The following is a 16,389-nucleotide window of genomic DNA, read 5'->3' as shown; positions in this document are numbered from 1 at the left end:
CTACGCGCCTAGGCCGGGATGGTCCACTGCTGGGTCCAGAGGCCGTTGCAGTCGTAGATCTGCAGCTTGGTGCCGTCGGTGGTCACACCCTGAGGGTCGTCCAGGCAGCGGCCCGACTGCGGGTTGAGCAGCGAGCCGTTGGCCTGGTGCACCCACTTCTGTGCGCCCGAGCCGTTGCACTCCCAGAGCTGCACCTTGGTGAAGTTGGCCGTGCCCTGGGCATCGACGTCCAAGCACTTGCCGAACGCGCGGATGCTGCTGTCGGGTGAGACCGACCAGTCCTGCCCCGAGGCCGTGCCGCACGTCCACAGCTGGGCGCGGTTGCCGTTCACCGCCGTGTTGGTGTCGACGTCGAGGCACTTGCCGCCCGGGCCGACGATCGCACCGGTTGGGCCGGGGAGGGTGCCGAGGCCCACGCGCACGTCGCACTGGTTGCCCTGGCCGAGCCAGGTCGCCGCGAAGTACAGGTAGGTCGTCCCGTTGCCCAGCGGGATGGCCGGGGTCGAGTAGCCCGGGCACGAGGGCGCTCCCGAGGCGTAGCCGCCCGTGGGGTTCACCGTGACGGGGGTGGCGGCCTCGTACCAGGTGCCGGCGCCCAGCTGGGTGTTGGTGAAGAGGACGGTCCCGGACTCGGCGAGCACAGTCTTGTTGCCGGTCGGGCCGGCGACGACGCGCTGGCCGGAGAGCAACAGGGTGCCGTTCGGGCCGCCTCCCGGTGCCCACGAGATGTACGGCGTGTGCAGCAGTTCGCGGTCGTCGGACGTGCGGACGAGTGTTCCCTTGTCGCCGGCCGCGCCCCAGTTCAGGCCGTTGGAGCTGAACTTGATGTAGACCTCGCACGCGTGGTCGGCGTTGGTCGCGTCACGGCACATCTCGTAGCTCATGACGAAACGACCGTCGGGGAGCTTGGCGAACGTCTGCATCCCGGGGCGGGCAAGGTTGTCGGACGGGAAGACGACGTCGTCGGTCATGGCAGAGCTCCAGCTCGCACCGCCGTTCGTCGACGTGTAGTGGCCGATCTTCTGGTTGTTGGTGGTGCTGCCGGCCGGCCGCTCGTCCGAGATGAAGCAGGCGAGGGTGTCGTCGTTCGCCACGACGAACGATGGCTCCCAGATGCCGTGGCCCCAGGAGTTCGGGAGGCCGGAGGTCTGCGTGCAGTTCGAGAGGAAGGTCCAGCTCGCCCCGCCGTTCGTGCTCTTGAACACCTCCACCTTCTGGGTGGTGTAGTCGCCGACGTGCCAGGCCGTCCCGGCCGCGAGGATGTCGCCTGCGGCTAGGCCGGGGATGGTGCGCGGAACCTCGAACAGGGTCGGTGCCTCGATGTCCCACCCGGCGGTGTTGGACGAGATCGTCGAGATCTGCGACCAGCTCGTGCCGCCGTTGATGCTCTTGTAGACGGGGAGGGTGCCGGGAGCGTTGTGGCCGCCCTTGGCGAAGGTCGCCAGCACGGTGTCGGCCGGGGTGCCGTCGTGCTCGAGGGCGATGGCCCGCGGGTAGCCGGCGGTGCCGTTGGGGAAGCTGCTCAGATTCGGCGAATACAGCACGGAGCCGGGCAGTGCGGCTTCGGCGGGCGGTGCCGAGCCGGGGGAGAGCGTGAGCACCGTCGCGGCGGCCAGGGCCGCTGCAGCGAGCAGTGGGAGCCGTCGCCCCCGACGCAGGATCGATTCCATGGAAAGTCCTCTCTGGTGAGGCGCCCGCGGCTTTGCGGACGTTGCAAACAGACCTTGCCAGGCATTTGCAAACGTTGCAAGGGGGAATCGCGGCTCAGACCGCGGGCGCGGTGCTCTCCCGGACGACGAGGCGATGCGGTGCGACGACCTCTTCGGCGGGGAGGCCCGGCTCGTCGATCCGCGCGACGATGCGACGCACGGCCTCGCGCGCGATGAAGGGCGTGTCGAGGGAGACTGTGCTGAGCGAGGGCCGGGCGAAGCGGCCCTCGTCGACGTCGTCGATACCGATCACGGCGACGTCCTCCGGCACGCGGAGTCCCGCGTCGAAGACGGCGCGCATCGCGCCGATCGCCAGAAGGTCGGAGAAGCAGAAGATCGCATCCGGTCGCTCGTCGAGGTCGAGGAGCTCCTGCGCTGCGCGATAGCCGCCCGGCCGGCTGTAGTGGCCGGCGGTCTTCACGAGATCGCCGTCGTACGGCAGGCCTGCGGCGGTGAGGGCCTCCGCGTATCCGGACTGGCGCTGGAGCGGGGTGGCGTACTCCTCGGCCGGCTGGGCGCCGATGGCCGCGATCCGGCGACGGCCGGTGGCGACCAGGTGCCCGACCGCGTCCTTCGCGGCCTGCACGTTGTCGATCGCGACGTGGTCGTAGCGGCCGTCGAACTCGTGCTCGCCGAGCAGGACCAGGGGCATCCGGGTCGCGCCGTGCATGTCGAGCAGTTCGGATTTGGTCACGAGCGGGCTGAACAGGAGGCCGTCGAACAGCATGGTCCGGTCGTCGCCGAGGAGCAGCTGGCGCTCCCGTTCGTGGTCGTGCCCGGTTTGGTCGATCATGACGCGGTAGCCCGTGAGCGCGGCGGCGTCGATGACCTCGCGCGCGAGCTCGCTGAAGTACGGCACGTCGACTTCGGGCACGACCAGCGCGAGCATCCCCGTGCGCCCGGTCCGTAGTGTGCGGGCGACGGGGTTGGGACGGTAGTCGAGTGTCTCGATCGCCGCGAGGACGCGGGTCCGCATCTGATCGCTGACGTGCTCGTAGCCACTCACGACGTTCGACACCGTGCGCACGGAGACCTGGGCGAGCCGGGCGACGTCTCGCAGTGTTGCTGGCATGGAGTCATCGTAGCGTTTGCAACGTTCGCAAACGAACGCTACAGTTTGCATACGTTGGCAAAACACGAGGGAGTGTCCCATGAATCACCCGAAACGGCGGGTCCGCGGCCTCACGGTCGCTGCGGTGCTCGCCGCCTCCGCCTTGACCCTGACCGCCTGCGGTCCCGACATCGGTAGCGGCGGCGGGGGCACCGCCTCCGACCGCCTGCAGGCGCCGACCACCGATCAGCCCGAGGGTGAGATCACCATCTGGGACCGGTCGGGCGACCTGTTCAAGGTGTTCGACGGCGTCATCGCGGACTTCCACAAGAAGTACCCGAAGATCACCGTCCACCACGAAGCCGTCGACATCAACGCGAAGCTGCAGAACACGCTCATCACCGGGACCGACGTGCCCGACGGCGTCTTCCTGGACGACGCGATGGTCAGCGGATTCGCCGACCACCTGTGGGATCTCAGCGACGTCCTGAAGCCGTACGTGAAAGACATCGCCCCGCAGAAGATCGACGCGAACACCGTCGACGGCGGTATCTACGGCGTTCCGTACGACCTGAACCCCGGTCTGCTGTACTACAACGCCACGGCGCTCGAGTCGGCCGGCATCGACGCCACGAAGATCGCGACCTACGACGACCTCCTCGCCGCGGCCCGCGAGTACCAGAAGGCCAAGCCGGGCGCGAAGCCGATCCACCTCGAGCAGGGCGCCTTTCTGGGCCAGCTGCAGTTGGAGATGTACGCCAGCCAGCTCGGCACCTCGCTCGCGGACGCGAAGGGGAAGCTGCGCCTCGACAGCCCGGAGTACAAGCAGATCCTCACCTTCCTCGACACCGTGCAGAAGGAGGGTCTCGGCACCCGTTCCGAGTACCTCGGTCAGACCGACATCGCCGAGATGGAAGCCGGCAACGAGGTCTTCTACCCGTGGGCGATCTGGTTCGACTTCGCGCCGCAGCAACTGCTCCCGGAGACGAAGGGCGACTGGCGCGCGATGGAGCTCCCCGCCTGGAAGGACGGCGGCGCACGCAGCGGTGCGATGGGCGGATCCTCGTTCGTGCTGCCCAAGGGCGGCAAGAACTCGCAGCTCGCGTGGCTGTTCTACGAGTTCCTGATGTACGACGAGGCGGGCTACTCGGCCGTCTGGGGCCCGAGCGACGTCTACCCCGAGGGGCTGAACACGTCCATCCCGGCCTACCTGCCGGCGGCGGAGCCGACGAAGCCGCTCTTCCAGAAGGTGCCGGCGCTCGGCGACCAGGACCTCTGGAAGGTCGCGACCGAGGCGGGCTCGCAGATCCCGGCCGGCACGGCGATCCCCTCCTGGTGGAACGCGTCGACCGACTACCTCGGCACCGACCTGCAGCGGATGTACGACGGCGAGTTGAGCCCCGATCAGGTGATCGAGAAGGCCGGCGCGGACATCCAGACCAACCTCATCGACCGACAGTGAGCGCCGGAGAACGATGACGACCACGACCCTCCCCTCCGCGGCCCGGACGCGCGGCCGCTTCGGCAGCCCGCGACTGCGGCGCCGTCTCGCCCCGTACCTCTTCGTGCTGCCGTTCGTGGTGATCTTCCTGGCGTTCAGCGTGTACCCGCTGATCTTCACCGCCCGGCTGAGCTTCACGAACTGGCACGGGACCGGTGCCGCGGAGTGGGTGGGCTGGGGCAACTACGCCTACCTGCTGGGCAGCCCCGCCTTCTGGAGTTCGCTCGGCAACTCGGCCGTGCTCTGGCTCCTGATCGTGCCGGTGCAGATGGTGCTCGCGGTGATCGTCGCGGTGCTGCTCGACTCGGCCAAGCTGCGGCTGCGCGGGATGTACCGGGTCGCCTTCATCGTCCCGTTCGTCACCCCCCTGGTGGCGGTCGCGCAGATCTGGGTCGTCTTGTTCGACCAGGACCACGGCGCGGTCAACGCGCTGCTCGGGCTGGTCGGCCTCCCCGACGTCGGCTGGCTGACGACGAGCGCCTGGGCGAAGCCCACCCTCGCGCTCCTCTTCCTCTGGAAGACGACCGGCTTCATCGTGATCATCCTGCTCTCGGGGCTGCAATCGATCGACCGCTCGATGTACGAGGCGGCCGACCTCGACGGCGCCTCGCCGATCCGCCAGCTCTGGAGCATCACCGTCCCGCTGCTGCGCCGCACGATCATGTTCGCCGTGGTGCTGCAGACGCTCGCGGTGTTCCAGATGTTCGCCGAGCCGTTCGTCGTGACGCAGGGCGGCCCGTACAACTCGACGACGACGGCCGGCTACTACCTCTACAACCACATCACCCGGGGAGACCTCGGCACAGGAGCGGCGAACTCGTTCCTGCTCGTCATCATCGTGATGATCCTGTCGTTGTTCTTCGTCCGCCTCCTCCGAGCGAAGGACTGACCATGGCCACCCCCACGCTCCTCGACGGGCCGGCCGGCACGGCGGCCGCGCACCCGGCCCCGGCATCCCCCGCCTCCCCGCTCCGTCGGCCACGGCGAACGCGGCCGCGGATCGGGACGCAGGCGTTCCTCCTCCTGCTGCTGGTCGCCTTCCTCGCCCCGGTCGCCTGGGCGATCGTCTCGGCGTTCAAGCCGGCGAACGAGATCATCCGCGACCCGCTGGGTTTCGACCCGTCGGCGTTCACCCTCGACAACTTCGCGGCGATGTTCCACGACGTGCCCATCGGCCAGGGATTCCTCAACACCGCGGTCGTGCTCGTGGCGAAGGGCGCGATCACGCTGTTCTTCGCTCCGCTCGCCGCCTACGCGTTCGCGAAGTACCGGTTCGTGGGCAAGAACCTGATCTTCGGCACGGTCCTCGTCACGCTCATGCTCCCGACGATCGTGCTCATCATCCCGCTGCTGCTGGAGATGAAGACGTTCGGCTGGGTCAACACCTACCAGGCCCTCATCCTCCCCGGCTCGGTCGACGCCTTCGCGATCTTCTGGATGCGGCAGGTCATCAGCGCCGTGCCCGACGAACTCCTCGACGCCGCACGCGTCGACGGGTGCGGCGAGTTCGGCATCTTCTGGCGGGTGGTGGTGCCCGTGATCCGTCCGGGTCTGGCCGGGCTCGCGGTGCTCACGATCATGAACATCTACAACGACTTCGTCTGGCCCGTCGTGGTGGCGAGCTCCGACCGGATGGCCACCCTCCAGGTCGTGCTCTCCACGCTGGCGCAGAACATCACGGGCAATCGGATCGGCGCCGACTACGCCACGGTCACCGGTGAGCTGCTCGCGGCGAGCTCGATCGCCCTGGTCCCCCTGCTGGTGCTCTTCATCGTGCTCCAGCGTCACTTCATCAACGGCATCCTCGCCGGCAGCGTGAAAGGCTGAACATGACACTCTCCCCGACCGACTCCGTCGTCACCGCCCCGCGGGCGACCCCGGATCAGCCGCGACCGGAGTATCCGAGGCCCGACCTCGACCGCTCGTCCCGCTGGCTCAACCTCAACGGGGTGTGGGACTTCGATGCTGCGGACGCGGCTCCGTCCATCACGGTGCCGTTCGCGTGGGAGACCACCGCGTCGGGCGTGAACCGCACCTGGCTCGAGCACGCCGTCTACCGCCGGTCGGTAACGGTCCCGGAGGACTGGGCGGGCGCGCGCGTCGTCCTGACCTTCGGGGCCGTGCACCACCATGCGGTCGTGCGGATCGACGGCAGCCCGGTCGGCGAGCACACCGGCGGCTACGAGTCGTTCGAGTTCGATGTCACCGCCCATCTCGTGCCCGGCATCGCGTCCGAACTGAGCGTCGAGGTGCACGCCCCGGCGGACAAGCGGGCCGTCCCGCACGGCAAGCAGCGCTCGATCCCCCGCGACGACTACGACGGCGTCTCGTTCACGCCGACCTCCGGCATCTGGCAGACCGTCTGGCTGGAGGCGCGCGGGCGTACCTACGCCCGGACCGTCTCTCTGCGCGGCGACAGCCTCACCGGCTTCGACCTCGTCGTGGACACGACGGGCGAGGCCCCCGCAGGAGCCGTCGTGCGCGCTCGCATCCGCGAGACGGGGGAGTCGGTCGACTTGCGCGCGGACAGCGAGGGCCGTGCCGTCGGGCGGCTCGAGGTCGCCGCGCCGCGCCTCTGGTCGCCGGCGGCCCCGCACCTCTACCGGGTGGAGGTCGCGGTCGGCGACGGGGAGCACGCGGACACGCTCATCGCGACGGCGGGCCTTCGCCGCATCGAGACCCGCGGCGAGCAGCTCGTGCTGAACGGCGAACGCTTCTCCATCCGCGGTGTGCTCGACCAGGGCTACTGGCCGGAGACGGGCCTGACCGCGCCCGATGAGGCGGCGCTCCGCGGCGAGATCGCCCTCGCCCGCGGGCTGGGCTACAACCTCGTGCGCAAGCACCTCAAGTTCGAGGAGCCGCTGTGGCTCCACGAGGCCGATGTTGCCGGGATGCTCGTCTGGGCGGAGCCGCCGTGCCCGAGCCGGTTCTCGGCCGAGGCGGCGGAGGCGTTCGAGGCGCAGCTGCCGGCCATGGTGGAGCGCGACGGCAACCATCCCTCGATCGTGATCTGGGGCCTGTACAACGAGGAGTGGGGGCTGGACTGGGACATCCCGGGCAGCCCGGAGCGGGCCGCCGCCGCCGAGCACGCCTACGAGACGCTGCGGGCGCTGGACGCCACCCGTCCTATCGTCGAGAACTCGGGCTGGTCGCACGTGCGCACCGACCTCGTCGACTGGCACTACTACGAGCCGGACCTCGCCGAGTGGAAGCGCGCGGTCGCGGCGATGGCCGACGGGTCGCAGGACGGCTTCTCCGTCCGTCTCGGTCCGGACTTCATCGTGGACAAGTCCTTCTACGCCTCCGACGCGGTGCCGCGCACCGGGGTGCCGATCGTCAACAGCGAGTACGGCGAAGGCTTCACGAGTCTCGAGCGCGCCTGGCACCTGCGCTGGGAGACCCAGGAGCTGCGCCGGCACGACCGTTTCGCCGGCTACGTCTACACCGAGTTCGCTGACGTGGAGCACGAGGCCGCCGGCCTGCTGACCACTGATCGGCGTGCGAAGGACTGGGGAGGCTGCGTGCCCGCGGACGTCAACGCGGAGACGGTCCTCATCCTCGACCTCGTGCCGCTGCGTGCTGGAGCAGACATCGAGCCGCCGCGCGAGCCGTTCGCGCTCACGGTGCACGTCTCGCACCACGGCCCCCTGCCGGTCGACGTGCGCGTCCAAGCCGCCTGGTTGTCGGCGGGCGCCCCGGTCGACGGTGCATCGGCACGGGCCGCGCGCGGTCGTCCGGATGCCGTGGGCGCCGAGCTGCGTGTCGAGCCGTTCGTCGTGTCGGACGGAGTGGAGCTCACGGTCAGCGCGTCGCCGGTCGCGGCACGGCTGCTGGTGTGGGCGACCGACGCCTCCGGTGCCGTCGTCGCGCGGGCGTTTCTCGATGCGGCCGAAGTGGAGGCGCCCAACCGTCGCGGCGCGCGCCAGGCCTGACGCGCGAAGTTCACGTCGTGGCGCCCATTCCGCCGGAATGAGCGCCACGACGTGAACCTCGGCGGCCCACCGCGAGAAAGCAACACAAATCCATGTTGCTCTCTGTTGGTTTCTGTTGTAGCTTGTGGGAAACCAATGGAGGGGCCACCACGTGTATGCAACGGAGCGTCAGGGACTGATCGAGCGTCAGCTGCTCGATGAGGGTCGCGTCGCGGTCGTCGAGCTCTCGGCCCGCTTCGGCGTCACCACCGAGACAGTGCGCCGCGACCTGGACGCCCTGGAGCTGGCCGGCGCGCTGCGGCGGGTGCACGGCGGCGCCGTCGCGATCGGCCGCGGGAGCACTGCGGAGGCGAGCGTGGGCGAGCGCACGACGCTCCACGCCGACACCAAGCAGCGGATCGCCGCACGCGCGCTCGACGTGCTGGGGGAGAAGTTCCGCGGATCCCTGTACTTCGACGCCGGCACCACGACGGCCGCCGTCGCGGGCCTCCTCCCCGGGCGGCTGTCCGAGACCCGCGGCGAGACCGAGGTGGTGACCCACTCCCTCACCCTCGCCCCGGCGCTCGCCGGAGCGGACGGGGTGGCGCTCACCGTCGTCGGAGGCCGCATCCGCGGGGTCACCGCAGCGGCGGTGGGCGCCGCCACGGTGCGCTCGATCCAGTCCCTCCGTCCGGACATCGTCTTCGTCGGGACCAACGGTGTCTCGGCCGGGTTCGGCCTGAGCACGCCCGACCCGGAGGAGGCCGCGGTCAAGGAGGCCATCGTGCGGGCGGCCCGACGCGTGGTCGTCGTGGCCGACTCGAGCAAGTTCGACCAGGAGTCCCTCGTCTCGTTCGCCGGCCTGGCCGCGGTCGATCTGCTGGTCACCGACCGGGCCCCCGAGGGCGCGCTCGCCGACGCGCTCGCCGACGCCGACGTCGAGGTGTGGGCGGCATGATCGTCACGCTCACGGCCAACCCGTCGCTGGACCGGGCGGTCACCCTCGGTGCGCCGCTCCAGCCCGGCGAGGTGCAGGCGGCGGTCGCCGCGCGCGAAGACGCGGGCGGGAAGGGCATCAACGTGGCCCGCGTCGTGGCGACGGCGGGCATCGCGGCGCTCGCGGTGCTCCCTCTCGCGGCCGACGACCCCTTCGAGGCTGCTCTGCAGGCCACCGGGGTTCCGACCCGACGCGTCCCGATCCGCGGCCACGCCCGCGCGAACCTCACCATCACCGACCCGTCGGGGGTCACCACCAAGCTGAACCTGCCCGGAGCCGCACTCGAGCCAGCGGACGCCGCCGCGCTGGTCGCAGCGGTGGTCGAGGCCTGCGCCGGCGCGCGCTGGCTGGTCCTCGCCGGATCGCTGCCGCCCGGAGTTCCCGACGACTTCTACGTCACCGTGATCCATGCGGTGCGCGAGCGCTGGCGGGATGCGGCGCCGCAGGTCGCGGTCGACAGCTCGGGGGAGGCGCTGCGGGCCGCAGCCCTGCACGCGCATCCCGACCTCATCAAGCCCAACGAGGACGAGCTCGCCGACCTGGCGGGCGTCGCCTTCGACGACGAAGACCTGCCGCACGCGGTGTCGGAGGTCGCGCGGACTCTCGTGCCGGACCGCGTCGGCGCGGCGCTCGTCACGCTCGGCGCGCGCGGCTCGGTGCTCGTCACCCCCGACGTCGCGTATGCGGCGGAGGCGCCCCGCGTCCACGTGCGGAGCACGGTCGGGGCGGGCGACAGCGCCCTGGCGGGCTACCTGCTCGCCGACGTCGCGGGCGCGGCCCCGGTCGACCGTCTCGTCAACGCCATCCGATACGGCTCCGCGGCCGCGACCCTGCCCGGCACCCAGCCGCCCCGCCCCGCCGATCTTCCCGGCGACGACATCCGCGTCGCCGCGCTCCACCTCTGAACCACGACATCCGAACCATCCTGGAGGAACCCGTGTCATCGAAGACCATCACTCCCCGGCTCGTCGGGCTCGACCTCGCGGTCGGCTCCGACAAGAGCGCCGTCATCCGCGAGCTCGCCGGCCGCGTCGTCGCGGAGGGCCGGGCGACCGACGCCGACGCCCTGTTCGAGGACGCCTGGGCGCGCGAGCAGAAGGACGAGACCGGCCTGCCCGGCGGCATCGCCATCCCGCACGCCAAGAGCGTCGCCGTGACCGTGCCGTCCCTGGCGTTCGCGCGGCTGAAGCCGGGCGTCGACTTCGGGGCGAGCGACGGACCGGCCGACCTCGTCTTCCTCATCGCGGCCCCCGCCGATGCGGCGGAAGCCCACCTCGCCGTACTCTCGAAGCTCGCCAGGAGCCTCATGCTCGACGAGTTCACCGCGGGATTGCGCGCGGCGACGTCGGCGGAGGAGGTCGTCGCCCTCGTCGACGAGGCGATCGGTGAATCCGAGGCCGGCGCCGAGTCCGCAGCCGAGCCCGCACGGGCGGCCGACGTCGCCGACGTCGCCGACGACTCCCCGGAAGCCTCCGGGGACCCGGCCTCCGGCACCGCCACCCCCACGGGCCTCCTCATCGACGGCCGCCCCGCGCGCATCGTCGCCGTCACCTCCTGCGCCACCGGCATCGCCCACACCTTCATGGCCGCCGACGCCCTGACCGCGGCCGGGAAGAGCGCCGGAATCGACCTCGTCGTGGAGCCGCAGGGCTCGAGCGGCTACCAGGCCCTCCCGCAGAGCGTCATCGACGCGGCCGACGCCGTGATCTTCGCCAACGACGTCGACGTGCGCGAGGAGGCCCGGTTCGCCGGCAAGCCCGTCGTGCGCACCGGCGTGAAGAGCGGCATCGAGAAGCCGCGCGAGCTGATCGCGGAGGCGGTCGCGGTCGCGGCGGACCCGAACGGTGCGCGCGTCCAGGCGAGTTCCGGATCCACGCCGTCCGCGGCGCCGCAGGACGCGTCGTGGGGGCGCAAGATCCAGCGCATCCTGCTCACCGGCGTCAGCTACATGATCCCGTTCGTCGCCGGCGGTGGCCTCCTCATCGCCATCAGCTTCCTGCCCTTCCTGGGCGGCTACGGCATCGCGCTCGCGCACGGCACCGACGGCGTGAATAACGCCGTGTACACGCTGCAGCACTACGCCATCTGGAATCTGCCGCCCGAGGGCCTCGGCTACTACCTGGGCGCCATCGCGTTCGAGATCGGCAGCGTGAGCCTCGGCTTCCTGGTGCCCGCCCTCGCCGGCTACATCGCCTTCGCCATCGCCGACCGCCCCGGCATCGCCCCCGGATTCGTCGCGGGCGCGATCGCCGTCTTCATGAACGCGGGCTTCCTCGGCGGCCTGATCGGCGGCCTCCTCGCCGGCTTCGCCGCTTGGCTCATCGGCCGGCCCGCGGTGCCGCGCTGGCTGCGCGGCCTCATGCCGGTCGTCATCATCCCGCTCGGCGCCTCGATCATCGCCTCCGGGTTGATGCTCCTGATCCTCGGCGCGCCGATCGCGTGGCTCATGACTCAGCTGACCGGCTTCCTCAACAGCCTGACGGGCGCGGGCGCGATCGCCCTCGGCGTGATCCTCGGCCTGATGATGTGCTTCGACCTCGGCGGTCCGATCAATAAGGTCGCGTACGCCTTCGCCGTCGCGGGACTGGCGCAGCAGACCGACGCCAGCTTCCAGATCATGGCGGCCGTCATGATCGCGGGCATGGTCCCGCCGCTCGGCATGGCGCTCGCCTCCACCGTGCTCTACCGCCGCGGTTTCACCCAGGTGGAGCGGGAGAACGGTGCGGCGGCATGGCTGCTCGGGGCCTCCTTCATCTCGGAGGGAGCCATCCCCTTCGCAGCCGCCGACCCGCTGCGCGTGATCCCGGCCAACCTGGTCGGCGGCGCGGTCGCCGGCGGCCTGGCGATGGCCTTCGGCGTCGAGTCCCGCGCCCCGCACGGCGGCGTGTTCGTCTTCTTCGCCATCGACCCGATCTGGGGGTTCCTCCTGGCCCTCGCCGCGGGCACCGTCGTCACCGCTCTCGTGGTCGTCGCCCTCAAGCGCTTCGCGGCCCCGCGACGCGCCGCGACGCTCGCCGCCGAGGACGCCGCCGACACGTCGGCCGAGCCCGCGCTCGTCTGACTCCACCGAGGTTCACGTCGTTGCGCCCATTCCGGCGGAATGACGACGACGACGTGAACCTCGGCGGCCGTGGCTATGCTGTGGCCGACTCCGCGAGCGTCGGGTAGTCGATGTAGCCGCGTGCCCCGCCGACGTAGAAGGTCGAGGCGTCGTGGTCGTTGAGGTCGTGGCGCCCGGCCCACCGCTCGGCGAGGTCGGGGTTGGCGATGGCCGCCCGGCCGACCGCCACCGCGTCCGCGATGCCGGCCTCCACCAGATGCACGGCCTCCTCGCGGCTCGTCACCGTGCCGAAGCCGGTGTTCGCGATCAGCGGCGCACCGAGCTCGCGGCGGATGCCCTGCACGAGCTCGCCGGCCGGATCCGCGTGCAGGATGTCGACGAACGCGATGCCGAGCGGTGCGAGACCGCGGGCGACGGCCGCGTAGGTGGCAGCGGTCTCCGCGGCGTCGCTCTCGAGGGCGCCCTGGATGTTGTGCTCGGGGGAGAGGCGGATGCCGACGCGGTCGGCCCCGACGGCGTCGGCGACCGCCGCCACGACCTCGATCGCGAAGCGGGCGCGGTTCTCGGGGCTGCTGCCGTAGTCGTCCGTGCGCTCGTTGCTCGCCGGCGACAGGAACTGGTGGACGAGGTACCCGTTGGCCCCGTGCACCTCCACACCGTCGAAGCCGGCGCGGATGGCGTTCCGAGCCGCCGTAGCGTACCCGGCGACGGCGTCCCGCACCTCGTCGGCGCTGAGCGCGTGCGCGACGGGGAGGTCGGACTTGCCCTCCGGCGTGCGGATGGTCCCCGGCGCGGCAAGGGCGCTGGCCGAGACCACCCGCCCGGTCCCGGTGATGGAGGGGTGCGAGACGCGGCCTCCGTGCATGAGCTGGGTCACGATCGTGCCGCCCGCCGCGTGCACCGCGTCCGTCACCCGGCGCCAGCCTGCGACGTGCTCCTCGGTCTCCAGGCCGGGTTGCCCGATCCAGGTGCGTCCCTCCCGCACTGGCCACGTCCCCTCGGTGACGATCATGCCGAAGGAGGCCCGCTGCGCGTAGTAGGTGACCAGCAGGTCGCCCGGCGTTCCGTCCTCTCCCGCCCGGATGCGCGTGAGAGGCGCCATGACCAGGCGGTTGCGGAGGGTGAGCGAGCCGAAGGCGGAGGGGCTGAAGATATTCACCTCGAGACCAACCGGACCGACGCAGGGTGTATTTCCCGAGTGTCCGCGTCTCAGGAAACCATGATCCGGCTTTCACCCTCTGTGCTTAGGGTGCAGGTATGCGCGACAGGGGGATGCGTCGATGAGCCGGCCGCCACGGTCGGACGGCCTGCGCCGTCGTGCGGTCGCCGCCTCGATCGCACTCACCGCGGTCGCGCTGGCCGGCGCCGGCTACATCATCCACCTCGGCTTCAGCGCGGGCGACGACGGTGTGGTCGCGAGCGGGGGTGCGCCGCCGTCGGGGAGCGCGGCCCGGGCCGTCCCCGCGCTGCTGCGCGCTCTCGAGGCCGGTGACCGGCAGGCCGTCGACCGCCTGGTGCCGGGGTCGCCGATGGTGGACGTCGACGAGATCATGGGCGAGTGCCTCGGCCAGCAGCGCGCAGACCGTTCCGCGCACCTGAGTGAGGGCGACGGACCGCAGGCGGTCCTCGTCGTCGCCGACGGCCAGCCCGCCTACACCGTGCCCCGCCCGGACTCGTGCAGCTGGTGGATGTACTGGGACCAGCGCCATCGGTCGTGGACCATCGGCGCCGTGGTCGGCAGTCCCCAACCCGAAGCCCCGCCCACGCCCTGAGGCGCCGAGGTTCACGTCGTTGCGCTCATTCGGGCGGAATGGTGACCACTTCGTGAACTTCGGCGGCGGGGGCAGCGGGGGCAGCGGGGGCGGCGGCGGGCGGGTGTGTGCGGTTATATAGTTAATGCATATAAATCAACTATCGTCTCGTCAGGAAACTCCCGTGGCCCGCACCGGCATCTTCACCAAAGACCACCCGCACTACCGCTGGGTGGCGCTCTCGAACACCACGCTCGGCATGCTCATGGCGACGATCAACTCGTCGATCGTCATCATCTCCCTGCCCGCCATCTTCACCGGCATCAAGCTGAACCCGCTCGAGCCGGGCAACGTCTCGTACCTGCTCTGGATGCTGATGGGCTACATGCTCGTCACCGCGGTACTCGTGGTGATGTTCGGCCGGATGGGTGACCAGTACGGTCGGGTGCGCATCTACAACCTGGGCTTCGTGATCTTCACGATCGCGGCCATCGCGCTGTGCCTCGACCCGTTCACCGGCGGGCCGGCCGCGATGTGGCTGATCGGGTGGCGGTTCGTGCAGGGCGTCGGCGGCGCGATGCTGTTCGCCAACTCGACGGCGATCCTGACGGATGCGTTCCCGGCGAACAAGCGCGGATTCGCGCTCGGACTCAACCAGGTCGCGGCGATCGCCGGATCGTTCATCGGCCTCATCCTGGGCGGCGTGCTCGCCGAGATCGACTGGAGGATGGTGTTCTTCGTGTCGGTGCCGTTCGGCGTGATCGGCACGATCTGGTCCATCAAGTCGCTCCACGAGGTGGGGCAGAAGAACCCGGGACGCATCGACTGGCTCGGCAACGCCACGTTCGGCATCGGCCTGATCGCACTCCTCACCGGCATCACCTACGGCATCCAGCCCTACGGTGACAGCAGCCAGGGCTGGGGCAACCCGTGGGTGCTCGGCTCGATCGTCGGCGGCATCCTGCTGCTCGTCGCGTTCGTCTTCGTCGAGCTGAAGGTGCCGGCGCCGATGTTCGACATGCGGCTGTTCCGGATCAGACCGTTCTCCGCGGGCATCTTCGCCGGGTTCCTGGCGGCGATCGGGAGGGGCGGCCTCCAGTTCATGCTGATCATCTGGCTGCAGGGCATCTGGCTTCCGCTGCACGGCTACAGCTACGAGTCGACGCCGCTCTGGGCCGGCATCTACATGCTGCCGATCACGATCGGCTTCCTCATCGCCGGACCGATCTCCGGGGCTCTCTCCGACCGGTTCGGGTCCCGTGCCTTCGCCACCGTCGGCCTCGTGCTGGTCGCGGCCACGTTCATCGGCCTCCTGCTCATCCCGGTGAACTTCGACTACTGGCAGTTCGCGCTCCTGACCGGTCTCAACGGCATCGGCTCCGGCCTCTTCTCGTCGCCCAACCGCACCGCGATCATGAACAGCGTGCCGCCGAACGAACGCGGGGCCGCCTCGGGCATGGCCGGCGTCGCCCTCAACGCGGGCAGCTCGCTCTCCATCGGCATCTTCTTCTCGCTGATGATCGCAGGCCTCTCGGTCGCGCTCCCGACCGCGCTCACCCAGGGGCTCACCACCCACGGGGTTCCGCAGACCGTCGCCGCCCAGATCGGCAACACCCCGCCGGTCGGCAGCCTGTTCGCCGCCTTCCTCGGCTACAACCCCATCCAGAGCCTCCTGGAGCCGACGGGTCTGCTGACCAGCCCGCACGTCGATGCGGCGACCCTGACGGGCAAGGAATTCTTCCCCCAGCTGATCTCCGGCCCGTTCCACGACGGCCTCGTCATCGTGTTCCTCGCCGCGGCCATCATGAGCATCATCGGCGCAATCGCCTCGTTCGCGGGCGGCGCCAAGTATGTTCATGGGGAGGGGGCCGCGGCCGAGCGGTCCACCAGCGACGAAGGCGAGGACGTAGGTGCAGCCCGAGCGTGACGCGACGCCCCAGCCCGACGGCGGCGATGTGGCCGGGAGGCTCGCGCTCGCCGTGGGCCGGCTGAACCGGAGGATCCGGTCCGCGACCGGCGGGCTCAGCCACGGTCAGCTCTCCGCACTTTCGACGATCGTGCGGAAGGGTCCGCTGCGACCGAGCGAGGTCGCCGGCATCGAGCACGTCGCCGCGCCCACGGTCACCCGACTGGTGTCCGAGCTGGAGGCGCGCGGCCTGGTCGAGCGCACGCCGGACCCCGATGACGGCCGCTCCTTCTTCGTCTCGGGCACCGACGCCGGCATCGAACTGCTGCTGGAGGCGCGCTCCGACCGGGCGCGCGCCGTGTCCCGCATCCTGGAAGGCCTCGACCCGAGCCAGGTGGAGGCCCTCCGAGCGGCCCTCCCGGCACTGGAGGAGGCCGCAGCCGTCGTCCACCACGGCGGAACGCCCTCGGCTCGCTGACTCCGTCCCGCGCGGTTCTGAGCC

13 protein-coding genes are annotated in these 16,389 nt (G+C 70.6%); 10 read left to right on the top strand and 3 right to left on the bottom strand.

The genetic code is table 11. The annotated features are described in order from the left end of the window. Nucleotides 1–8: 8 nt before the first annotated feature. On the bottom strand, nt 9–1,670 hold the full coding sequence (locus IT072_RS17775) for a sialidase family protein (protein ID WP_223358164.1): 1,662 nt from the start codon (nt 1,668–1,670) through the stop codon (nt 9–11). A 94-nt stretch (nt 1,671–1,764) separates the two neighbouring features. Continuing rightward, the gene (locus tag IT072_RS17770) at nt 1,765–2,781 is read right to left on the bottom strand and encodes a LacI family DNA-binding transcriptional regulator (protein WP_223358163.1); all 1,017 of its coding nucleotides are present in this window, start codon (nt 2,779–2,781) and stop codon (nt 1,765–1,767) included. A gap of 79 nt (nt 2,782–2,860) precedes the next feature. Here IT072_RS17770 and IT072_RS17765 point away from each other — a divergent pair, with 79 nt between their 5' ends. The 7 genes from IT072_RS17765 (at nt 2,861) to IT072_RS17735 (ending at nt 12,230) form a co-directional block, all read left to right on the top strand. Continuing rightward, nucleotides 2,861–4,222, top strand: a complete 1,362-nt coding sequence (locus IT072_RS17765; protein WP_223358162.1) for an ABC transporter substrate-binding protein — start codon at nt 2,861–2,863, stop codon at nt 4,220–4,222. A 13-nt stretch (nt 4,223–4,235) separates the two neighbouring features. After that, nucleotides 4,236–5,150 carry a carbohydrate ABC transporter permease gene (locus tag IT072_RS17760; protein WP_223358161.1) on the top strand — a complete coding sequence of 305 codons (915 nt, stop codon included), beginning with the start codon at nt 4,236–4,238 and terminating at the stop codon, nt 5,148–5,150. Between the two features lie 2 nt (nt 5,151–5,152). Next, nucleotides 5,153–6,088, top strand: a complete 936-nt coding sequence (locus IT072_RS17755) for a carbohydrate ABC transporter permease (protein WP_223358160.1) — start codon at nt 5,153–5,155, stop codon at nt 6,086–6,088. Between the two features lie 2 nt (nt 6,089–6,090). After that, complete coding sequence (locus IT072_RS17750) at nt 6,091–8,193, top strand: glycoside hydrolase family 2 protein (protein ID WP_223358159.1); 2,103 nt, start codon at nt 6,091–6,093, stop codon at nt 8,191–8,193. Between the two features lie 151 nt (nt 8,194–8,344). Beyond that, nucleotides 8,345–9,130, top strand: a complete 786-nt coding sequence (locus IT072_RS17745; protein WP_223358158.1) for a DeoR/GlpR family DNA-binding transcription regulator — start codon at nt 8,345–8,347, stop codon at nt 9,128–9,130. After that, a complete protein-coding gene (gene pfkB / locus IT072_RS17740) occupies nt 9,127–10,074 on the top strand; it encodes a 1-phosphofructokinase (RefSeq protein WP_223358157.1) in 948 nt (315 codons plus the stop codon). Before IT072_RS17745 ends, pfkB begins: the two co-directional genes overlap by 4 nt. Before the next feature lie 32 nt (nt 10,075–10,106). Then, entirely contained in the window at nt 10,107–12,230 is a 2,124-nt protein-coding gene (locus IT072_RS17735; protein WP_223358156.1) for a PTS fructose transporter subunit IIABC, read from the top strand. Between the two features lie 73 nt (nt 12,231–12,303). Here the strand turns inward: IT072_RS17735 and IT072_RS17730 are convergent, their stop codons facing one another. After that, on the bottom strand, nt 12,304–13,389 hold the full coding sequence (locus tag IT072_RS17730; RefSeq protein ID WP_223358155.1) for an alkene reductase: 1,086 nt from the start codon (nt 13,387–13,389) through the stop codon (nt 12,304–12,306). A 121-nt stretch (nt 13,390–13,510) separates the two neighbouring features. On the opposite strand from IT072_RS17730, the gene IT072_RS17725 reads away from it, so the two are divergent. From IT072_RS17725 to IT072_RS17715, 3 genes are all read left to right on the top strand, one after another. Beyond that, nucleotides 13,511–14,002 (top strand): hypothetical protein, encoded by a 492-nt coding sequence (locus tag IT072_RS17725; RefSeq protein WP_223358154.1) that lies wholly within the window; start codon nt 13,511–13,513, stop codon nt 14,000–14,002. A 163-nt stretch (nt 14,003–14,165) separates the two neighbouring features. Then, a complete protein-coding gene (locus IT072_RS17720; protein ID WP_223358153.1) occupies nt 14,166–15,908 on the top strand; it encodes an MFS transporter in 1,743 nt (580 codons plus the stop codon). Then, nucleotides 15,892–16,365 carry a MarR family winged helix-turn-helix transcriptional regulator gene (locus IT072_RS17715; protein ID WP_223358152.1) on the top strand — a complete coding sequence of 158 codons (474 nt, stop codon included), beginning with the start codon at nt 15,892–15,894 and terminating at the stop codon, nt 16,363–16,365. The genes IT072_RS17720 and IT072_RS17715 overlap by 17 nt, the downstream gene beginning before the upstream one ends. Nucleotides 16,366–16,389 lie beyond the last annotated feature (24 nt).

The sequence above is a fragment of the Leifsonia sp. ZF2019 genome (assembly GCF_019924635.1).
Classification (GTDB): Bacteria; Actinomycetota; Actinomycetes; order Actinomycetales; family Microbacteriaceae; genus Leifsonia.
The sequence above is the reverse complement of the archived record's forward strand: the minus strand, read 5'-3'. Positions and strand labels throughout refer to the sequence as shown.

What these genes read in the sequence shown, in the direction of transcription:
- IT072_RS17765 (WP_223358162.1), top strand. Translation starts at nt 2,861, where the DNA reads ATGAATCACCCGAAACGGCGGGTCCGCGGCCTCACGGTCGCTGCGGTG.
- IT072_RS17750 (WP_223358159.1), top strand. Translation starts at nt 6,091, where the DNA reads ATGACACTCTCCCCGACCGACTCCGTCGTCACCGCCCCGCGGGCGACC.
- IT072_RS17760 (WP_223358161.1), top strand. Translation starts at nt 4,236, where the DNA reads ATGACGACCACGACCCTCCCCTCCGCGGCCCGGACGCGCGGCCGCTTC.
- IT072_RS17725 (WP_223358154.1), top strand. Translation starts at nt 13,511, where the DNA reads ATGAGCCGGCCGCCACGGTCGGACGGCCTGCGCCGTCGTGCGGTCGCC.
- IT072_RS17755 (WP_223358160.1), top strand. Translation starts at nt 5,153, where the DNA reads ATGGCCACCCCCACGCTCCTCGACGGGCCGGCCGGCACGGCGGCCGCG.
- IT072_RS17770 (WP_223358163.1), bottom strand. Translation starts at nt 2,781, where the DNA reads ATGCCAGCAACACTGCGAGACGTCGCCCGGCTCGCCCAGGTCTCCGTG.
- IT072_RS17775 (WP_223358164.1), bottom strand. Translation starts at nt 1,670, where the DNA reads ATGGAATCGATCCTGCGTCGGGGGCGACGGCTCCCACTGCTCGCTGCA.
- pfkB (WP_223358157.1), top strand. Translation starts at nt 9,127, where the DNA reads ATGATCGTCACGCTCACGGCCAACCCGTCGCTGGACCGGGCGGTCACC.